This is a genomic window from Candidatus Hydrogenedens sp., assembly GCA_035361075.1.
Taxonomy (GTDB): domain Bacteria; phylum Hydrogenedentota; class Hydrogenedentia; order Hydrogenedentales; family Hydrogenedentaceae; genus Hydrogenedens.
In genome coordinates this window covers 85,467-104,234 of record DAOSBX010000008.1, presented here as the reverse complement: position 1 = coordinate 104,234, position 18,768 = coordinate 85,467, and the positions used below count along the sequence as shown (strand labels likewise).

The window sequence follows — 18,768 nt, the reverse complement described above, 5'->3', positions numbered from 1 at the left end:
ACCTTTTTTTGTTTTCTCCCATGTCTATGACTTACATTCCAAAATGGAATCTGGAATGCAAATATACGACTCGAATGATGATAGATTTAGATTTTTTAGCAATTTGATAGATGCACCTTCAGAACTTACTCCCGAATGTTTGCCTGCTAATCCACGCTCTCTATTACAAATTATGATTGATAATCTCATATTTAAAGGGAAATCTTTTTTACTCAATCCGTACGAGAATCTTTATCTTCAAACCTGCTACGATGATTGCATAGCAAAGGTGGATTTCGCACTGGGAAATTTCTTTGAATATTTGAAAACCCATAATCTATATGAGAAATCACTGATCATAATCGTCTCCGATCACGGCGAATCTTTTGGAGAAAATGGATTTTATGAACACACAGGTGTATATGAAAACACTTGTAGAGTAGTTATGATGATAAAATTTCCCAATGAAGAGTTTAGAGGCACAAACATATACGAGTTAGTATCACTGATAGATATCGTTCCTACTGTGCTTGATTATATAGGATACCATTCTGATAAATTACCATATAAGTTTGATGGCTTTTCTGTTCTCCCTTTAATAAAAAATGGTAAAAAGTTAAGAGACTTCTTAGTCACTCAAAACCCAAGTATGGAAAACTTAGCAATTATCAAAAAAGATTATAAATATATACTAAATGGTGGAGAAAGGAAAGAACATCTTTTTAATTTAGCCTTACCTGATAGTGAAAATTTAGATTTATCCATCAAAAAAAGTGGTATTTTAGAGCAAATGAGAAATATGTTAAGGAATACTGAAAAAGAAAAGGAAAGAGGATATATTATCTCCTATAAGAACACTTCTGGGGCGGATGTTAATAATACATTTGAATTACTTATATCTCCTGATAATGAAGTTATAGCGATATATGGCACAGGGGGAACAATATGTATTCCAAATAAGGGCATCGAATATTCAGGTTCCATACCAACATTAATCAGAGAGACTAATTTTATCCCGGATTTGGGTAAGGTAGTTATCGTGCCTAAGTCTCCCCAATCGAGAATAAAAATCTCTTTAATAAATGGACCTGAATATTCTTTAGTTTTACCTGACCAATCGGTGATAAAGCTTGAAAAGAATAAGCCCGTAGATATTTCTGTTCCCCACATATATTGGGAAACCGAACCAAAGTTTCCTGAGGATTCAGGTCCCTATCTTGCTATCCAGAGAAAGTTAGCTACTGGAGGTGGAACCAAAATTGAGGTTCCTGAAGAAGTCCAGCAACAGCTAAATGCCCTCGGATACCTAAACTAAGAATTTTTGCAAATAAAAGAAATGAGATATCTCTGAACAAGGCGAGTATGAGGTTTTAATATAAGTTATACATGTTTTTATGAGAAGAAATTCGATTGAAAATCAACATAAACAAGAACTCAGAGGTTTATTCCTACTTATTTTATTCTATTTTCACCCATTTTATTTGTTATTTTCTATTGTTTTTTCTCTCTTTTTATCACCTATACATAACATCCATCTCCATTTACCACCTCAATTCCTTATACATCCGTTTCAAATTATAGCCCGCCACTGACAAGAAGTGATATGCCCCATTCTTCTCTAAACCCCGAAACCGACATAGCGTTGTCTCGTCCAGCACCACACCATCAAAGCCGATACCCAAAAATTCTCGAAAGGATAAACAATCTACTATCTGTTCCTCCGTCTGCAGGTCTGATAACCCATACCATGCCTGTAAAAATAAACTCCCTGACAATATCCGAAATGATAACGATGGACGAGTTAGTTCACCCTAATTCGCTTTGTATACCCCACATCTATACACTTCTGTTCCAATTCTATTCACGGAATCACCTCTTGCATCTACCTTAAAAATTCTCCACGGCAGGTCGGCTTCTGGTTAGACAGTTCATAATCTAAAAAACTCGTCTGGCTCCATTTCTTTCGTCATACCTCGTTACCCTTTCTTCATGTATATTTATTCTAAATTGTGTAATCGTCCAATTACTCACCTAATCTTTATATCACTCCCCTCTCTTTTCGTTTCATCTTTTTTCTCATCACCCTCTTTCTTTATAATCTATTTCTAAAATACTAACTTGAAATAAAACTTATTCAGAAACATCATATATATAAGGAAATATCCTATGATGTATTTTATGACATTATTATTAATCTTAAAAGCATGGGAATTACCAGCCCCAATAGATAAAGAGCCAGTCCCTTCTGCCTTTTTCAAAGATAGATTACATACATATATATGGCTAAATTGGTCTGTTGTCCCAACTAAAAAAATAGCCGAAACTATCGGAGCCAAAGAAGAAGACATCTTATCTATTGGGAAACGAATGGGATTACCTGACCCACCTCATTTAACAACACAAGAATTAGCACAATTGCATTGCACAATTATCCGTCGGAACTGGCATTTATTACCCTATGAGCAAATTATGAAATTATTGGGTTGGAACAGCCATCAATTAGCATATACACTACGAGAAGATGATTTCCTATTTATTAAATTAGGCAATTTCAAACCAAAATGTGAACCTCTAATTTTTGAGGAACCTGATAAAGACACAATCCAATATGAAGAACAGATCGGAAACACTATCAAAAGACTATTCCCAAACGGTATATCTTCATGGGGAGAAAGACCTTTACATTTCATTGAAGAACTAAAAAAAGAAATCCCATTAGAAAAACAAACCAAAAAAATAGATATTACAAATGCACCTACGAGATACTGCTCATCTTACTTCCTACATTATGGAGACCCATTTTCAGACCTCGAAAAGTCTTATCCAATGGGATACATTCAAAAACTTCATGAATTGGGTGTAAATGGTATATGGCTACAAGCGGTCCTTTATTTATTAACCCCATTCCCATGGGACCCATCCATTAGTGAAGGTTGGGAAAAACGATTAGAAAATCTAAGTATCTTCTCCCAAAAACTAAAAAATGAAGGCGTCAACGTTTTCCTATACTTAAACGAACCCCGAGCAATGCCTAATTCTTTTTATGAAAAGTTCCCAGAATTAAAAGGCGTGAACGAAGGCGATTTTTCCGCTCTTTGTACTTCTAATCCTGATGTTCAAAACTATATCAAAAATGCAATAAAAATGATTTGTGAAAAAGTTCCTGAGTTAGGTGGCTTCTTTACTATCAGTGCATCCGAAAATCTTACAAATTGCTGGTCTCATCATCACGGAGAAAATTGTCCCCGTTGTTCAAAACGAAATCCATCAGAGGTCATCGCAGAAGTTCATCAACTGATTCAATCGGGAATAGATTCTGCTCACTCGTCATGTAAACTCATCGCATGGGATTGGGGCTGGCGTGATGATTGGGTCGAAGGAATCATTTCAAATTTACCATCCAGAACAGCCGTCATGAGCGTTAGCGAATGGGATATCTCAATAACTCGTGGAGGAGTAAATTCAGTCATCGGCGAATATAGTTTGACTGAGCCCGGACCCGGGCCACGTGCCTCACGCCACTGGGAAATAGCAAAAAAATATAATCACCCTACCTTTGCAAAATTACAAATAGGAACAACATGGGAATTAGGTTCTGTCCCTTACATCCCCGTTCTTGAAAACGTCGCAACTCATGCCATCAGACTCCGCGAAAAAAAACTCGATGGATTTATGCTGGGCTGGACATTAGGGGGGTACCCATCCCCAAATATTCAAGTCTTCAATTTATTAATTGATAATCCCGAACTCGATATAGACAACGCATTAAAACAAGTAGCCGAAAAACGATTCGGTCAAACATTAGCCCCCATAATGGTCAAAACATGGAAACACATTACACAAGCTTTCAAAGAATACCCATTTCATATCATCGCTGTTTACCAATGTCCAGTACAGGTAGGTCCTTCAAATCCTCTCTGGGCTAAACCAACAGGATATAACGCTACCATGACAGGGTTCCCTTATGATGATGTAAAAAACTGGTGCGGAAATTTTCCACCAGAAATCTTTGCTAATCAAATGGAAAAAATGGCTCGTGGGTTTAACGAAGCCATTCTTACCGCCAAAAATGAATTAAAAAATCTAAATGTGGATAACCAAGAGCATCTCTCCTCTTTTGAAAACGAATGCAGAATCATTGAAGTCTGCGCTTCACATTTCCAAGCAGTTGCAAATCAAACACGATTCGTCCTATTAAGAAACAAACTTCTAAATGAGCAATTATCTAACGAAGAAAAAACAAAACTAATTGCTCAACTTAGGGAGATACTGAACAACGAAATGGACATCGCCACGAAAGAATACCTAAATCAGCTCCAAGATAGCCGTATTGGCTTTGAAGCCACTAATCATTACTTCTATGTCCCTCTTGATCTCGTATTAAAAGTTATGAATTGTAAACTACTATTAAACACATGGCTCCCTGAACTAACAACAAGTGCCCAACAATGATAAAAATATAGATAATGGACAATAAAGAACAAAAAAAACAATATATAGGGGTTATTCGTTACGACGGCTCTGCTTTTCATGGCTGGCAGTTTCAACCCAATTTGCCAACAGTACAAGGAACCGTAGAGCAGGTCTTATCTCTAATTACAAGACAACCCATTCAAATTCAGGGTGCATCCCGTACCGATACAGGAGTACATGCCTTAGGACAAGTTTTTTCCTTCTTTTTCAATGCCGAAATACCAAAACGACTTAGACATTCTGCCTCACAATTACTATCACCAAATGCACAAATAACAAATATTAAAGAGGTACCATTGGAATTTGATGTTTGCCGAGATGTAAAGTGGAAAAAATATTGCTACACTATAGATTTAGGAAAAGAATCCGACCCTTTTGCACATAAATATGCTTGGCACATTCCATACAGCATCGATTTAGAACTACTTCAAAAATTATTCAAATATCTCATCGGTACCCACGATTTTAGAGGATTTCAAAGTACAGGAAGCCAGATGACCTCTACTATCCGCACCTTATACTCCATTCAACTAAAAAAAGGGGGGGTTATAGGACCAATAGACTCTAAAACCCTATATCACATCGAATATATTGGCAACGGCTTTCTTTATCACATGGTTCGTAACATTACAGGCACACTTATCGAAATTGCACGAGGGAAACAACAACCAGATTTTTTAATCGAATGTCTTGAACTTAACAAAAAATTCAAAGGTCTATGTGCTCCACCCCAAGGACTCACACTGGCACAAATCAGTTATGAACCCTTTACTCATACGTAGAATCTCTTCCCGTATGAAAATGACCAAAAATATTCAACGCCCGAAAATCAATAAATTTAGGAAGGTTCTTAAAAAATTTAGTTAATGAATACCTATTAAACTTCAACAAAATCCATAAATAGATAAGTGGTTGTAAAAAGAAATAACCCACCAACATATAAATCTTAAATAATAATTTTGTAAACCAACTATTTCGTTTTTCCCTATAACGATTCAACAAGTAATTCACTGCCCATGCAGGAAATATCGTTGCAAAGTGTTGAAGATGATTTAATTCTGTCGGTGCTGGTACTAAAAAATCTTTTGTTGTATCATCATGCAAAAACTCTGGTTTCTCCTTCTTTACACGTTCCCTCAAATCTGTCCCTTCATATAAAGTAAGCGAAAAGATAAGGAAAAAATAAGGCTTAGATAATCCCATTAATACTTTTACTGTTTCTATTTGGTCTTCCTCTGTCTCAAACGGATTATCGCAAATAATATCATAATATGGGACTACTGGATATTTATGTATAATCTCCGCAACCTCTTTAAATTTTTGAGGCGTCATCTGACGGTTATATACATTTTTACAAACAGACTCACTTCCAGTTTGAAGACCTACATGTATCGATGCCAAGCCACCATCTACCGCCATCTTTAATTTTTCCTCAGTCAAAAAATTAGGCGAACTAAACAAAATCAAAGGCTTACCCACTCGTTTCTTATATAAATCAAAAAATTCTCTCATCTGTTCCGTTGTTTGAGCAAAAAAATTATCATTGAATATCGATATAAATAAAAGGGGTAAATCCTCGGAAACTCCTGCTACAATTTCATCCACCATCCGTTTCGGAGATGTCCATCGAACCCTCCAATTATGGTACAGTTTTGGGAAAATAGAATTAACACAATAACTACATTTGTGAGGACACCCACGAGATTGCATTATTCTATAAATTCCCCCATAAAATGCACTATACTTCATATAAAGTTTTCTCGTAAGTGGCATAACATTATCTTTTGGAAGTATAAATGTCTTTTGTGCTAATCGTGGTACAAAAGGCAAACTATCAAGGTCTTCTATAATTGGATTTAAGGGATTTACCTTAATTTCTCCATCCTCAAACCATGCAAGATTATTTATATCTTTCAGTGGTTTACCATACGTCAATGCCTCACAAATATCTACAACAGTTTGTTCACCCTCCCCTACACATAAATAATCTGCAATCTGCACACACCGTTCCACTGCAGTAGTCGCTTGTATTCCACCCCAAATTACAGGGAACGAATCAAATTCCCTTTTTAGGAAATAGGTAATTTCTTTAGCATCATGAAACTCCGATGCAGTTACGCTAATACCAACCCATGACGGATTTAAATCTCTAACAAACCCCTTTAGCGCATCCAACATCCTTTTATTTTCTTTATTAAAACGATTCAAATAAAGAAGATTTGAATCATATCCTCTTTCTAAAAGGATTTGATGCAATAATTTTAAACCTAAGATATTTAGATTTCTCTGAAGGGATAGAAGAAGAACTTTCATACAACGTCTTATATAAAATAGTTTTACCTATTATATCACATTTTTCTATATATAACTAATAACAAAGCCACAGCGGAAGTTCATTCCTGCTGTGGCTAATATTAACCAATACTAAAATATAACCTTACTTCGCCGAGGGGTTAAAAAATAGTAACATCTGCCCTTCTAACAAACCATCCTTCTTCTCATTTATTAAGCGAATTTCACGTATCTCTGCCAATGCTTTCTCAACCTCCATTTGCATTCCACCTAAATTCTGACCCATTATACTCATTAACGGGAAAATAGTATCTAAAAATAATTTGCTCTGAATTGATATTAGCGAATAGCGTGGGACACCTGCATCAACAGGAGGATTTAAATTAGCCAAATAATTTGATGATTGTTTATCAAGAACCAAATCTATCATTTTCTTTAACACATCTGTATTATTACTTACAACAACCTTATCTTCAACCATCACCATCGCAATAGGAATAGGCGACGGAACAGCTATCTTCTTCACAGGAATTTCCCGATAAACTTCATCCTGCATTGATGGTACCAACATATCCAACAATGCCTTCACTTGTTCAACATTTGAAACGTGAATTACAATAATCAACGCAGGAAAATCCCCCATCGTACCTGTAATTCCTACTCCCAATTCATTACCTAAAAATCCCATTGCTGTCGAACCATACTGCAATCCCTGAGCTATCTGTTTCTTATCTGACAATGCAGTTTTAATCTGTGGTACTGCCGTTTGAGTTAAATAGGTTTTGTATTCATTAGTAACTTGAAAGAACAGGGATGCTTGAGTATTATCAGGGAACAATTTAGGCAACTGTAATGGATTCGCCTGACCCAAAATACTGGCAGATTTGGGACGTTTCGACATATCAATTAATGTCCGAACCTGTAATTTCTCTTCTGGATTTAAGGACATACAAACATAAACTGGGTCATCTACCCCTTCACTTACCATCTCTGCCCAAGGTCCAAGTTTCATCTGAGCAAGCACACCATAAGGGGACATTTGAACAAGATACGGTGTGAGTTGATTTAACATTGGAATCAATTTCCAATCTTTTATCAAGGTAACTCCTTCAGGTTCTGAACTTGCTGGCATTTCCGCTGTACCATACCTTATCGCATACGGATTTGAAAAACGGTTTGCCACATCTTTCACAAGAACAGTAGAACCAACCACTACATATTTAGCAGATATAAAATACGAATATGGTCCATATTCAATTACCTTCGCACCATCTACTATTTCTTCTTTAGGTGCTATTCCACTAATTTCCGGAACCTCAACTACCAGTTCTTTCAAACTCTCTTCTACCTTCGCAGTATCCTTTACACCTAACATTAATACCCAATTAGGTTGTTTTATCTGTGCCCAATCAATTTGGTCAATTTTCTTCTTCTCCCCTTGAGCCTCTGCCTCCGTAGTTGGTGCTAATATCTGCATTAAATCATTAAATGAAGGTGATAAATCAGCAAAAACACCCACAGGAACCGTAATATCAAATCCTCTACCTTCCGCAATCTCTATTAGACTTTTTGCCTCTGGTAAACCAGCAAATCCCGCTAAATTCCTCAAATTATTCTGTATCCATCCATCCACTTCATCCGCAGGATAAAAACGTTTTGCTGTTTGAACTACCTTATCCAATCCTTCCGCTAATGAGGGTAACACCATACCCAATTGCGCCAATTCTGGCGTCAACTTTAATAATGATGTCGTCGGAAGATTCCCCTCTGCGGGAGGAAGTGATAATTCTCTAGGTTCCTGTGGTTTCGGTGGTGGTGCCTGTTCTGCTGGACCTCCACACCCTGAAAAAACAAACAAACAAAGCACAACAGAAACCAAACTGAACATCAAAATCCCTTTTCTCAATGTGTTTCTCATATATCTTTCCTTATCTTTATTTGTTAAATTAAACACAAAAAATTGAATCTTATTTAGTTTGACAGCATAACTTATATCTATGGTTTCAGTCAAAACAAACATTTTTTTAATCCATGACCAAACACTATTATAAATATATCAATCCATACAATAATATTATCTCCCATCTTTTTTTACCTTATCCTATTCCGTCAGTTCGTTTGCAATAGTATCTTTATTACGGTTTTAATTCCTATTGCTCTCTATTTTTACCCTTTACATTAAGGTTCCTTGCAAAATATGCCCTGTATTCAGATGGATTACATCCAGTTACCTTCTTAAATTTTGCAGATAAATGCGAACTATACTTGACACCTACCTTTATACTGACTCTCGAAAGACTTTCATCTGTTTTCCTCAAGGACTCTGCAGTTTTCTCCACCTGTATATAACTCAATAAGTCCTCATAATTAGAATCCACATTCCTTTTTAACCAATGACTTAACGCAGAGACATTCATTCCCAATCTCTTCTCAATTAGTTTCATTAGGTTAGGAGCCCATAAGTGATTCCTCATCTCAGATACAATACTCTCAAAACGTTCCTGCTTTTTCTTAAAGACACAGGTATTATCACTAAAAAACTCAGGAGCCAAAGATGAAAAAATAATTTTACGTATCCTCTTTACACCACTATCTAAGCCTTTAACATTTTGAAAATTTTCCTGTCCCACACACGATAATATCCTTTTATCTATAAACGTGTCCAGTCCATAATCGAACAATCTTGATGTTATTACATTAATCGACCAAATATATAATAAAAATAGTGCCTGTGATAAATTGCTTCTACTATTACGTATCTCATCACCCTTCCCCCTCAAAACGATTTCCATTAATTCTTTATTCTTCGTCCGTAAAGCAACTAAAAACATGTTCTCCCGCACACGGTCAAATTTTTCCAAACGGACTACTTTTCCCTCTTCTAATTCTGTTTCCCCATTTTGTCCAAGCACCTTTTCTTCCCGCCTATCAACATAATCTTTTGTATTAAAAAGTGTTATCCATTCCTTTTGAAAAGAGTCCTTCGTCCATAAAAGTACCTCTCTTACAGAATCCGACAACAAATATGGCAACTGCTTCAAATAAGCCATATCCTGTTCAGATACTTCTATACTATACCTACTCATATTTTTTGAATATTCATACTCCAAAACCTCCCTATTCTCATCAATATAAAAGGGACCAACAGTCAGAACTAAAACATTATTGTCAAGATGAAACAAAAGAACCGATGCACAATAAAATCCTACATGACACTTAAATAAAAAAGGAATATCTAAATTAATAATCTGCTTTACGATCTTTGCCCTATCTTTATCACATACTTTCAAACAATGAGGAGAAGAGGCAATCAAATCACAAAAAACACCTTTTTTCTCTGACCATAGTTTCCATTGCCTGTTCCCTTTCCTATCCCACAAATGGACAGCCACCGATGAATTTAATATAGTTGCCACACGATGAAACAAAGGCTCAAAACGAGGTCCCGTAATGCGTCTTGTTAAAATGGCTAACTTAAATGAATCAATGGCGTTGGGTGTGTCTGATTGGTTATCCATAATTGAATATCTCTACTGCCTATAGTTTCACGCACCAACCGTGCTACAATTTCAGGATGATTATTATTTTCACTAATATGAGCAAGCACTAAAACCCGCAAGGCTTCATCCATAACTTCAGACACAATCTGTAACATTTGCTGGTTTGAAAGATGGCCATACCGACCTTTTATCCTTTGTTTAAGATGTGCGGGATATGGACCGTTGATTAACATATCCGGACAATAGTTCGATTCTACAATCAAACCGTGACAGCCTTTAAGTTTGTTTATCATTAACTTTGAAGGATAACCACAATCTGTTGCAAAACCAACCCGTACACCAGAATGCGAAATAACATAATTCACAGGGTCACCAGCATCATGAGTCACCGCAAAGGATTGAACATAAATATCCCCAACCGCTATTGAGTCACCCGATTCAAATATCTCAATATTCTTATTGCTATCAAATAACCCTTGCAGTGCACAATATGTTCCACGAGTCATAAATACTGGTATATCGCAAATAGAAAGTAATCGTTTCAAACCACATACATGGTCTGTATGTTCATGTGTTATCAAAATTGCATCCAAATCCAATATATCTCTCCCCAAATATTCCATCCTCTTCTTTATTTGTGGCAAACTAAAACCACAATCTAACAAAATTGAACGACAAGAACTCTGGATATATGTTGCGTTTCCCGAACTTCCACTACCTAATACAGAAAAACATATCATATATTTCAACACCTCATTTATAAATCCAAAAATATATCATGTTTTATAGCATCGGAACACACCAACATCATAAGAAGGAACTCTAATTTTTATGTTAGTATCTTTTCTATTTACAAACCTCGTCCCACTAAATAGCTCAAAAACCTCTTTACCATCATAATCGGGGTTAACAAATCGGATAGACCCTTCCCATTCAAAATCTGCATGATTTACTAAAATAATCGTCTGGCTATCTTCTTCACTTGTAACCAACCACTCACATGGAGGTCCTTCAATAGAAATCGGAATCAAAGAATTAAAAATGAAATCAAACAACTTAACCGCAACACCTGCCAAACAAAACATCGGTGACTCAAACCACGGCACAAGACAGGTATATATTTGTCCCTTCCCAAAATGAGAACAAACAACTAAAGGTGAACCTTTATTAGCCCATGCCAAAACATGAGATTGTGAATCCACATTAGAAGGAACATAACGAAATGCCTCATTAATCCAACCCGTCTGTTCCCACTGCCATCTGTATCCCACATGCAATTCAGGTAATATCTGTATTCCTAACCAGTCATAATCATCAGGTCCTACTGTACCTGCAGAATGAATAAGTATCCCCCCAGAATTTACATAACTCAATAACTTCTTACGGAATTCCTCATAAATTATTAAAGGTCCCAAAACCACCACAACCTTATATTCATTCAATACATCTACATTTACCTCATCAGTAAATACATCAAAAATATCTCCCCAACGGCTTACCCCCATTGGTCGATATGGAGCAGGTTCTATTCTATTTTCATTTAAAAACCGATTCGCCCCTTTCCTATTTCGAAATTTACCAAAAGGAATATATGACTTACTATAAAAAATATTCTTTGGTGAAGGTGCATAACGTGGAGTAATACATGACAATGCAAATGGACTTGATGGAGGGTCATTTTCCTCATAACAACCTAACGGATAAGGGTCCATCGCAAATTGACTTCCAGGAAAACACATTCCAAAAAAACCATCTATCCCCTTCTCACCAGGCTCCCTCCGCAATCGTGCATAATTCCATGCAAATGACTGTGTCTCCCAATATGGCGGTGTAATCCAACCATGAGAAGATGGAAGTATTACCGCAACAGGTGTGTATGCCACTCCCCGTTTATTCTTACTTATCCACTTAGAAAATGCTTCAAATTCAGAACCCATAACAGATAATTTGCCCTCTGGCGAACAGAGCAAATCGCCACCTTCAACCGACATATAATCTGCACCAGAAAAATAAGAAATCAACCAATTCCGACGATGATAAGAGCAGGGCAAATTCTGAACACACCCATAAAAAACACCCCACCAAAGAGAAAAATCAACTCCCCAAGAACATCCATATTGCTTCCCTGCTCCCCTTAAAAATGCAATCCCCGTCTGTAAATCATCAACATCATCATTTGCCCTTTCAAGTAATACACAATCCAAACCAAGTTTCGCATACGTATGCGTACTACTTGCATAACCACATCTACCCCATTTATGAATATTTGGAGCATATTTACACACCTCAGATAATCCTTCTCTCAAAAACTGTTCAAACCGTTCCTCCGCTTCTTTATGGGAACTGGGTTGATTCTGTAATAAACAACGAGAAAAACCTACTCCCGAAGAATCTTCTTCTGTAAATCCCTCCCATATAAATTTGTTTCCAAAAATATCAAAATACGGGGCAAGGGCATCTTCAGGTCTAATCAAAGACATATTATTATCTTCAAAAAAACGTTGCCGACTTTCAGGATGTGCCAAAAAAGAAGTGATTATCGGTGTAATCTCTTTCTGTTTTAAATAATTTAAATGACTTCTACCCTTCCCAGGAGGTGAAGCAAGACCCCATGCCCAGTTACCTTCACATATCCAACGCCACAAACCTGATATCTCATTACCTCCTTGAAAAGAAGGACAATCAACAATTATTTTCGCATTACACCGATTATTCAATTAAATTCCTTCCTGTAATTACATTTATAATACGTTCAGTATACTCCCAATCATAAAATAAAGTATCATTAATTATACTAATGAAGGACAACAAAAATGGAAATTATTGATGTGCATTGCCATTTAGAAGCACAAGAATTCAGCAATGACCTGGATATTGTTTTAGACGACGCTAAAAAAATAGGCATCATAAAACTTATCACCTCTTCCGTCGAGCCTTCTCAATGGGATAAATCGTTAGAACTTTCCCAAAAATATCCAGAAATTGAATGTACATGGGGTATCCATCCATGGTATATAAAAGAAGAATTTTTCGACGACTTGAATCGTTTAACTTCAGACTCAGTAGAAAAAATTGTAGCCATTGGGGAAATAGGTTTAGACCTGAAAATTGATACTCCGTCCTACGATTTACAAGAAAAATTTTTCATCCGTCAATTAGAAATTGCAAAAGAAATAAATATACCTGTAGTCATCCATTGTCGAGGGGCATTCTCTCAACTTACAGGCATCGTAAAAAAAATTGGTATGCCCCAAAAAGGTGGCATCATCCATGCCTTCAAAGGAAGTGTCGAAATCGTAGAGCAACTACTCCCTCTCGGTTTCTATTTCTCTTTCGGTTGTGGTATCACATACAGATATAGTAAAAAAAGACAACACGTATTAAATACTATTTACCCAGAAAGAATATTAATAGAAACAGACAGCCCTGATATCCCACCTGCAGGAAAAAGTGATACACGAAATATACCGTCAAACATCACTCTTGTAATTAAAAATCTCACTGAATACTTAAAATGTTCAGAAAATGAAATTGCTTCTCAAACAACAAAAAATGCAAAAAAAATTTTTAATTTATAAAAATTTTTTTTGAAAAATAAAATAAAAAAATACATAAATATATGTAAATTATTGACTGATAATAATATACAGATTTTTATTATTTTTCTGTTTTAATCGATTTTTTACTTGACTTTCAGGATTATTTATGGTATAAATATTATGTAATCCCTTTGGACCTGTATTTCACTTAGGTAGGGGGTTCGTTAAATATAAAATAAAAGTGAAATTCTTTTTTTGATGTTTTTGTTTTTATAATAAACAATAAACCTTAACATACAAAAAGAAAGCGAGGTGATTAAAATGAAACGTTGTGCTCTTTGTAACGAGTACATAGAGGACATCGAGTTCCAGTTCGACGAAGCTATCGATTTAGATGGTGAGTACTGGCATGTGGGCTGTTATGAAGAATATTTCGGTGAGATGCCAGAAATCACCACTTCCGCAACAACTCCTGTCTATAATCATACAAGGTCAAATAATGTGACCTTGCCAAAAAGAAATCAATGACGGAGTTGTATTGTTTTACAATTGAATCGTCCTCTATGTCTCATTCATGTAGGGAGTCTTATTTGAGTGAATTTTGATTAAACTGACTATTCAGGTTTTATAATTTATAAATTAGCACTCAAAATCAAGACTCCCAATTTTATTTTAAAATGAATTCAATTATTGAATTTTATGACTCACTTTCATAAAATATAAAAATAGTAGAACCCAACAAATTCATAATAACCCTGTTATGCAATACAAAAAAGAATCAACATTCAAATTCAAAGTACACATCATTCCTTCTGCACACTCTGAATCTATCTATCTAAGAGAGGATAATATAATTGCTGTGCGTGTAAATGCTCCCCCTGAAAAAGGAAAAGCAAATACAAAATTACTTGAACTCCTATCAAAATGGTTAAATATCAGCAAAACAAAAATCAAAATCATCCAGGGCGAAACAAGTAGAGATAAGTTATTAGAATTACCAGAAGAATTTAAATCAATATTCCTTCAAAAAAAATCTGAACTTCTCAAATTAAATAACCAAAATTAATAGGGAGATTATTATGAACACACTACGAGAACAAATCAACGAATCCGTCAAAGTCATACGAAGTGCCACAAACACTCATCCTTCAATCGGCATTATTTTAGGAACAGGATTAGGAACCTTAAAAGAAATTATCAACAGCGAAATAAATATTCCATATCAAGAAATCCCCCATTTCCCAGACGATTCCCTTCATGGTGGCGAATTAATTGTCGGCGAACTCGCAGGCAAAAAAGTCCTTGCCCTATCCGGACGGTTCCATTATTATGAAGGATTCTCTATGCAACAAGTAACATTCCCTGTTCGCGTAGCAAAAGCCTTAGGAGTAAAAATACTCATTGTCTCAAACGCTGCAGGCGGGATGAATCCCCTCTTCAAAGCAGGTGACCTAATGATTATTACAGACCATATTAATCTTATGGGCGACAATCCATTAATTGGTCCAAATGATGATACGTTAGGTCCACGTTTCCCAGATATGAGCGAACCCTATTCACAAGAACTTATTGCTCTTGCTGAAAACACTGCTATTGACCTAAAAATACCCATCAAAAAAGGAGTATATGTTGGCGTGGCAGGACCATGTCTGGAAACACGAGCAGAATACCGATTCCTACGAGCCATCGGTGCAGACGCCGTAGGTATGAGCACCGTTCCTGAAGTTATTGTCGCCGTCCATTCAGGACTAAAAGTACTCGGTTTCTCTGCAATTACCGATGAGTGTTTCCCAGACGCTCTACAACCCGCAAACATCGAACATATCATCGCAACCGCACAAAAAATAGAACCTTTACTCAGAACATTAGTTAAAGAAATCATCTCAAAAATCCCTGAATAAAAAGTCACCATTTTTAATAAAAGATTAAAAATACCAAACATGAACCAAATCAATATTCTCCAAATTCACATTCACCCCTATTATTCATAACAAAAGAATAAGTCCACAAAAGACATAATACATACTTAATATTTAGTTAAGGAACATATCCTTCCTCATATAAATATCATAAATATCAATTACGTTCGTATTATAGAAAATCTACAAAACGCATTTTGAAAAAACAAAAAGAATAATGATAAATTATTATACAAAGGGATTAACAAAAAAAGGTTTATAAAAAATGGTTATAAAAATTATTAAAGTTGTTTTCGTGTTAGCTTGTATAATTATGGGGATAATGTGGGCATATTATCTCACGGGCGAACTAACCGACCCAGGAAATAATCACGCCTTACTATTGGGGCTCTCCGCAAAAATCTGGATTGTCTTAGGGGGAATAATAGGTGCCATATTAGCCATCGCTATTCTGTTTGCAATCCAGTTTATAACTCAAGAAATTTATGAACGTATTGCTCCTGCCTTAGTTGCCATTGTTCTCGCTATGGTCGCAGGATATTTCATCGGCCAATATATCTTCTTCTGGGCACCCCAAGCCGAACTCACCCTCCGTATTTTCGTCATGGTTTCATTAGTTCTCATATTCGGTTTTATTGGTATTATCCTCGGTATAACTCGCGCCTCTAATTGGGAATCTCTAATAACAGCCGTCCAAAAGAAAGGAACAAATTTCAGTAATGTCAAAATAATAGATACCAGTATACTCATCGATGGCAGAATTGCAGATATATGTAAAAGTGGATTCCTCGAAGGAACACTTCTTGTCCCTCGTTTTGTCCTACGTGAATTACAAAATATTGCCGATTCAACGGACATACTCCGTAGAGCCAAAGGAAGACGAGGCTTAGATGTATTAAAAGCATTACAGGAATCCTCCGAATGTCAAATCGAGATTATCGAAGAAAATCCAAAAGATGTCCGTGAAGTTGATGCTAAACTCGTAACCCTTGCAAAAAAATATCATGCCCCAATCTTAACTACTGATTTTAACCTAAACAAAGTAGCACAAATTGAAGGCGTCCGTGTATTAAATGTCAATGACCTCGCAAATGCACTAAAACCTATCTTACTACCAGATGAACAAATGGAAATAAAAGTTATCAAAGAAGGAAAAGAAACAGGACAAGGTATCGGCTACCTCGATGACGGAACAATGGTCGTTATTGATGGAGGCAAACCTTATCTCGGACACACAATCAATGTCATCGTTACAAGTATTCTTCAAACATCAGCAGGTAGAATGATATTCACTCGATTTCAATCATTAGTTTCATGAATGCACAACTCCTCATACCCGCAGGCGGATTCGGAAGCAGATTAGGAAAAGGAATTCCTAAAGCATTAGTCCCTATCGGAAACAAACCTATACTTTACTGGACATTAAAAAGACTCCTAAATCTACATTGGATAGCCCCGCCTATCATTGCTGTCCCACCAAACTGTATCAATACCTTTGAAAAAGAAATCATCCAAAAATACAATCTTCCACCATGCACCTTCGTTGAAGGTGGACATGAAAGACAACATTCCGTATATAACGGACTGCAATATTTACATAAAAAAACAGACATTGTCGTGATTCACGACTGTGCAAGACCTTTCGTTCCTCTTAACTGCGTCACCGACTCCATAGAAAAAGCAATTAAATTCGGTTCCGCAACCGTCGCAATTCCTGTAACAAATACTATCCTTGAGATAGACGAACAATTATTCCTGAAAAATACCCCTAACCGAAAATATCTTTATGAATGTCAAACACCACAATCGTTCAAAAAAGAAATTATCCAATCCGCACACGAACAAGCAAAACAAAAAGGCATAATCTACACCGATGATGCAACTCTTGTCCATGAAATGGGGTATAATGTTAGCATTGTCATTGGAGACCCCATAAACATAAAAATTACATTACCATTCGATATCAGATTAAGCGAATACCTAATAAAGATAATCCAAAATGACTAATCATAACTTCATACATCGAATCGGCATAGGCTACGACCTACACAGACTTACTGAAGGACGTCCCCTTATTATCGGCGGAGTGACGATATCCCATCATAAAGGTCTACAAGGCCATTCCGATGCTGATGTCCTTATCCATGCCATTATCGACGCCATCTTAGGGGCATTAGCATTAGGTGACATCGGAACTTACTTTCCCGATACAGACCCTAAATATAAAAATATCGATAGCAAAATATTACTAAAACAAACCGTTCAAGTCCTACAACAAAATGGCTGGAAAATCGTAAATCTCGATACGACAATAATTGCCGAACAACCCAAACTTAAACCCTACATCAAATCCATGCGTGATGTCCTAAGCCAACTTCTTCAAATTCCTTTGGAATGCACATCCGTAAAAGCAAAAACGAATGAAGGCGTCGGACCAGAAGGCAAAGAAGAAGCCATCTCCGCATTTGCTGTAGTTCTCATCTCACAAAAAAGTTAAAACCTTAAATCACAAAAATCATAACATAATATCAATCATAACGTTAACATATCTCTATACCACTATTAAAAATCTATTTAAATCTTTACACATATTAAACTAAATGTTATATAAACAACACTTGATTCATAGTCTAAGCACCTTTTATGCTCTAGAATAACTACAATAATATAAATACAATCTCAAAAATAAATCTACATCCTCCAGAAACCAAAATATTCAAATAGTAGTCCTATAATCTAAATCCAATTTATGTTAAAATAATTGATATAAAAATTTTTGATAAAAAACTTGATTTTCCAATTTTTTTGTGCTATAATATTGATTGAAATTTGAAGAAAATTTAATATATAATGTATTTTATAGAATTTATTATAAACGTTGTAAACTTTTGAAACTTTTTTGACGTTTATAGTATAAAAGAATATAGAAGAGAAAAAGGTAAAATTAATCTCGCTCTTTGACATTTGAATAATTCACCAAATTGTGTAGAAAGTGAGGTATATTATAGCCTACTTTTTATTTTGAATCTGGCCTTTCTCAACCTCAAAAACATATTAGCTTTCATG

16 protein-coding genes are annotated in these 18,768 nt (G+C 35.9%); 11 read left to right on the top strand and 5 right to left on the bottom strand.

Annotated features, from left to right (window positions below; all coding sequences use genetic code 11):
• From PLJ10_04240 to truA, 4 genes are all read left to right on the top strand, one after another.
• The coding region (locus PLJ10_04240; protein HOK08854.1) for a sulfatase-like hydrolase/transferase at positions 1–1,294 on the top strand (1,294 nt) is incomplete at its 5' end.
• 288 nt (positions 1,295–1,582) lie between these two features.
• Positions 1,583–1,870, top strand: coding sequence for a hypothetical protein (locus tag PLJ10_04235; GenBank protein ID HOK08853.1), 288 nt, complete (start codon positions 1,583–1,585; stop codon positions 1,868–1,870).
• A 275-nt stretch (positions 1,871–2,145) separates the two neighbouring features.
• Complete coding sequence (locus PLJ10_04230) at positions 2,146–4,431, top strand: hypothetical protein (protein HOK08852.1); 2,286 nt, start codon at positions 2,146–2,148, stop codon at positions 4,429–4,431.
• 14 nt (positions 4,432–4,445) lie between these two features.
• On the top strand, positions 4,446–5,234 hold the full coding sequence (gene truA, locus PLJ10_04225) for a tRNA pseudouridine(38-40) synthase TruA (protein HOK08851.1): 789 nt from the start codon (positions 4,446–4,448) through the stop codon (positions 5,232–5,234).
• On the opposite strand, the gene PLJ10_04220 is transcribed toward truA, so the two are convergent.
• The 5 genes from PLJ10_04220 to PLJ10_04200 all read right to left on the bottom strand — a co-directional run bounded on the left by PLJ10_04220 (position 5,221) and on the right by PLJ10_04200 (position 12,961).
• On the bottom strand, positions 5,221–6,765 hold the full coding sequence (locus PLJ10_04220; protein ID HOK08850.1) for a radical SAM protein: 1,545 nt from the start codon (positions 6,763–6,765) through the stop codon (positions 5,221–5,223). The two genes, truA and PLJ10_04220, sit on opposite strands and share 14 nt — an antisense overlap.
• A 124-nt stretch (positions 6,766–6,889) precedes the next feature.
• Positions 6,890–8,662, bottom strand: coding sequence for a hypothetical protein (locus tag PLJ10_04215; GenBank protein HOK08849.1), 1,773 nt, complete (start codon positions 8,660–8,662; stop codon positions 6,890–6,892).
• A 232-nt stretch (positions 8,663–8,894) separates the two neighbouring features.
• On the bottom strand, positions 8,895–10,262 hold the full coding sequence (locus PLJ10_04210; GenBank protein HOK08848.1) for a helix-turn-helix domain-containing protein: 1,368 nt from the start codon (positions 10,260–10,262) through the stop codon (positions 8,895–8,897).
• Positions 10,214–10,984 carry an MBL fold metallo-hydrolase gene (locus PLJ10_04205; GenBank protein ID HOK08847.1) on the bottom strand — a complete coding sequence of 257 codons (771 nt, stop codon included), beginning with the start codon at positions 10,982–10,984 and terminating at the stop codon, positions 10,214–10,216. The genes PLJ10_04210 and PLJ10_04205 overlap by 49 nt, the downstream gene beginning before the upstream one ends.
• A 36-nt stretch (positions 10,985–11,020) precedes the next feature.
• Entirely contained in the window at positions 11,021–12,961 is a 1,941-nt protein-coding gene (locus PLJ10_04200) for a hypothetical protein (protein ID HOK08846.1), read from the bottom strand.
• 96 nt (positions 12,962–13,057) lie between these two features.
• Between PLJ10_04200 and PLJ10_04195 the strand changes: the two genes are divergently transcribed.
• The 7 genes from PLJ10_04195 to ispF all read left to right on the top strand — a co-directional run bounded on the left by PLJ10_04195 (position 13,058) and on the right by ispF (position 18,199).
• Complete coding sequence (locus PLJ10_04195; protein HOK08845.1) at positions 13,058–13,822, top strand: TatD family hydrolase; 765 nt, start codon at positions 13,058–13,060, stop codon at positions 13,820–13,822.
• A 282-nt stretch (positions 13,823–14,104) separates the two neighbouring features.
• Positions 14,105–14,311: a hypothetical protein gene (locus PLJ10_04190; GenBank protein HOK08844.1), complete on the top strand. Its 207-nt coding sequence runs from the start codon at positions 14,105–14,107 to the stop codon at positions 14,309–14,311.
• Positions 14,312–14,543: 232 nt separating this feature from the next.
• The gene (locus PLJ10_04185) at positions 14,544–14,849 is read left to right on the top strand and encodes a DUF167 domain-containing protein (protein HOK08843.1); all 306 of its coding nucleotides are present in this window, start codon (positions 14,544–14,546) and stop codon (positions 14,847–14,849) included.
• A gap of 13 nt (positions 14,850–14,862) precedes the next feature.
• Complete coding sequence (locus PLJ10_04180) at positions 14,863–15,684, top strand: purine-nucleoside phosphorylase (GenBank protein ID HOK08842.1); 822 nt, start codon at positions 14,863–14,865, stop codon at positions 15,682–15,684.
• 283 nt (positions 15,685–15,967) lie between these two features.
• Positions 15,968–17,020, top strand: coding sequence for a TRAM domain-containing protein (locus tag PLJ10_04175; protein ID HOK08841.1), 1,053 nt, complete (start codon positions 15,968–15,970; stop codon positions 17,018–17,020).
• Positions 17,017–17,709 carry a 2-C-methyl-D-erythritol 4-phosphate cytidylyltransferase gene (gene ispD, locus PLJ10_04170; protein HOK08840.1) on the top strand — a complete coding sequence of 231 codons (693 nt, stop codon included), beginning with the start codon at positions 17,017–17,019 and terminating at the stop codon, positions 17,707–17,709. Before PLJ10_04175 ends, ispD begins: the two co-directional genes overlap by 4 nt.
• Complete coding sequence (gene ispF, locus PLJ10_04165) at positions 17,702–18,199, top strand: 2-C-methyl-D-erythritol 2,4-cyclodiphosphate synthase (protein HOK08839.1); 498 nt, start codon at positions 17,702–17,704, stop codon at positions 18,197–18,199. Before ispD ends, ispF begins: the two co-directional genes overlap by 8 nt.
• The last annotated feature ends 569 nt before the right edge of the window (positions 18,200–18,768 follow it).